This is a genomic window from uncultured Brachyspira sp. (assembly GCF_949287625.1).
Classification (GTDB): Bacteria; Spirochaetota; Brachyspiria; order Brachyspirales; family Brachyspiraceae; genus Brachyspira.
In genome coordinates this window covers 1-2,875 of record NZ_CASEGO010000181.1, presented here as the reverse complement: position 1 = coordinate 2,875, position 2,875 = coordinate 1, and the positions used below count along the sequence as shown (strand labels likewise).

Genomic DNA, 2,875 nt, shown 5'->3' with positions numbered 1-2,875 from the left:
TGAAATTTATCATTTTTAAAATTTGATTTACCTGTTATTTCTAAAATAGATAAATTATCAGACAGACTTAATACTGTTTTCTCAGAAAGCTGTGGAGAAATAACAATATTCCATTGGCATATTGTAGATATTAAAAAGAACCATATTACAAATGCTGGAGGAAATGCTATTAAAAAAAATACAATATTGAATATTATTTTTTTTCTATTTTTCATATGCATTCTAACCTAATATAATAATATATACCCTCTGAATATTTCAATTAAAAAATTATAGAATATTATATATGGTACTAATATATAATCAATAAATCCATCGTTTAAAATAAATAAAGGAAGTGCAAAAATGAAATAAAATAAATCTGTTATTCCACTAAATATAAAGATAAAATATAATAAGGCTCGGAAAAACTTTTTTATTTTATTCATCTGGACACTTCCCATTTTTAAAATAATATTTAAAAACATCCTCATTAACTATAGATGATAATATATTATAAGCATTTATTAAAATGCCTTTTATGTATTCATCATATATAGAGAAATATAACTTTAAAGCTGTTTTTATTCCTTATTTTACATCTTTTACAACTTCTGCTCCCCATGGGGCATAATATATATAATCATATTTTGTAAATATACACAAAGCTTTTTCATTATCAAAAGAAACTTTATAATAACCATGTTTACATTTATTTACATCTGTATATTCCCATATATATCCTCTCTTATCATTCTCCAAATAAACACGACTGGTTTTACTGTATATACGAAAATTTTTATAATATAAAGCTTGATTTGAATTTAACATAAGCAGTCTTTTTAATTTTACTGCATCTTCATCATATATTGTAGGGGCTAAATGTAAAAGAAAATTTAGTGGAAAAATGTTGTCATTATACCAGTTTTCAATATTCCAAAACATATGTCCAAATATAATAATGATAACACATATTTTAGCTAAGATATATTTAGGACTCATTATTTTTTTAAAAATATATGATAAATTATGCTCTATTTTTAAAAGAAATTGTTCAAACTTATCAAAGCTGTCCATTTTATATACCTATTATAAAGTAGCAAACCATTTTAATTAACTCCTTAAATATATACAAGATATCTTTTATTGTACAAAAAAAGATATCATCACCAAATATAAAGAAAAAAATACTTCCATAACCAACAATAAAATAAAGCAATAGTAATATAATTAAAATAATATTTATTATAATATTACATATATGAAGAGATTTATCATAAATCATCTTAAAATATCTCATTATTTTAAGCCTTTATATATATTACTAACTGAATTTAATAAATCCTGTGATGAAATATTTATATTTTTAGTCAAATATAATTCAATTCCATTACTTATTAAATAACTATCTATATCATTATCATATTTAGCACCATTAACATAATTAGTATAATAACCTATACCAGCATATATCATTTTATTACCAATAAAATGTTGATTAGATATTTTTTGTGCATATCCTGCCCCATTTAATAATTTTTCCTTACTATAACCAACATAAGTTCCTATTACTCCAAAATGAATATTAGACCAAGCATCATATGGTATATCTTTAGCTTATCTGTTGATATGACCTATCCAGTTTACGATATTATAATTATTATCTAATTCAACAGATAAATCTTTATATTTATTATACAGTCGTGGTTGTAAATCTTTTTCATAATACTCTCTTCCTTTTTTAGTAATACCTATCCAAGTATTATGAGATGACCAATGGTGGGGTTTCTCCCATGTAGTTTTACTTTCTAATGAACTATATCCCAAGAAATATTTTTCACCATCTATTACTTTATAAGGGCAGTCTGACATGCTATATTCTTTTCCATTATATATTTGTATATTGTCTTTATCATAATCTCTATCATATGCTTTTTCTTTGTAAAAATAATTATCCCTAAAATATATCCATGCTCTATATTTATCTTCCTTATAGTGAGATAAATTTGTTGCATAATCTACTCTATTTTTATTTTCGTTTCTTGAATAAAATATTCCAAAATCAATATAGTCTGCTAAAAATAATTGACCTATTACATCTATATATTCACTTTGGTATGTCGCTTTTGCACTAGCTATATCGTCTTTACTTTGATAAAAAAATTCTGGTATTATATCGTTACTATCTATTTTTGTTGCAAAAAATGAATAGCCAAGAATTAAGTATTCAAAGTATTCTAAAATTTCTACTTTTGTAATATTGGGGATTTTTAAAAATAAATTTGAGAATTCATCATATTCATATTGAAGATCCAATATATCCATATCATAAATAAATGTAAACATTATTTTTTCTTCTTTATCAATTATTTTACCAATCACCTATTTCTCCTGCCTTATTATGTATCTTTATTTTACTTTTATCTATCTCAATAGTTGAACCACCAGATCTAGATTGCTTTCTAAGTTGAATCTCTGTTCCATCTTCCAGTCTTTTGCTTTTTATTGGATATCCATACTTATCTATCCTGTCGTGAATTGTTTCGGCATCTTTTGATATATCTTCCCATATTTCTTTAATTTGGTTATTATCTCTTGCAATATAAGCATTTTTACCATGTGAGCCTATTTTTTCTTTTTTTAATCCATATTTATTTTTTATTACATCCAATACATCTTGTTTAGTCAATACTTTTTTAGCTTTATTAGTTAAATTAGCAATCTTGCCTAACTTACCTAACCTGCCACCTTTAATCATTGTTACTGCATCTATACCTTTATCTAGTAAATATTCTCCTATATCTATTGCTGTATCTTTCCAATCTTTATTATCTTTTGGAAATATTATTTCTATATATTCTTCACTGCCATCTTCTGCTTCTATTCTTATAATGTC

5 protein-coding genes are annotated in these 2,875 nt (G+C 23.9%); all 5 read right to left on the bottom strand.

Annotation, left to right across the window (positions count from 1 at the left end; genetic code table 11):
- The coding region (locus tag Q1X91_RS15355; protein ID WP_300759452.1) for a hypothetical protein at positions 1 to 215 on the bottom strand (215 nt) is incomplete at its 3' end.
- Between the two features lie 355 nt (positions 216 to 570).
- Positions 571 to 1,056 carry a hypothetical protein gene (locus Q1X91_RS15350; RefSeq protein WP_300759451.1) on the bottom strand — a complete coding sequence of 162 codons (486 nt, stop codon included), beginning with the start codon at positions 1,054 to 1,056 and terminating at the stop codon, positions 571 to 573.
- Between the two features lie 222 nt (positions 1,057 to 1,278).
- Entirely contained in the window at positions 1,279 to 1,587 is a 309-nt protein-coding gene (locus tag Q1X91_RS15345; protein ID WP_300759453.1) for a polymorphic toxin type 44 domain-containing protein, read from the bottom strand.
- Between the two features lie 9 nt (positions 1,588 to 1,596).
- A complete protein-coding gene (locus Q1X91_RS15340) occupies positions 1,597 to 2,361 on the bottom strand; it encodes a hypothetical protein (RefSeq protein ID WP_300759450.1) in 765 nt (254 codons plus the stop codon).
- Positions 2,351 to 2,875, bottom strand: a 525-nt coding sequence (locus tag Q1X91_RS15335) for a hypothetical protein (protein ID WP_300759449.1), incomplete at its 5' end; no start/stop codon positions are given. The genes Q1X91_RS15335 and Q1X91_RS15340, both read right to left, overlap by 11 nt.

What these genes read in the sequence shown, in the direction of transcription:
- Q1X91_RS15350 (WP_300759451.1), bottom strand. Translation starts at nt 1,056, where the DNA reads ATGGACAGCTTTGATAAGTTTGAACAATTTCTTTTAAAAATAGAGCAT.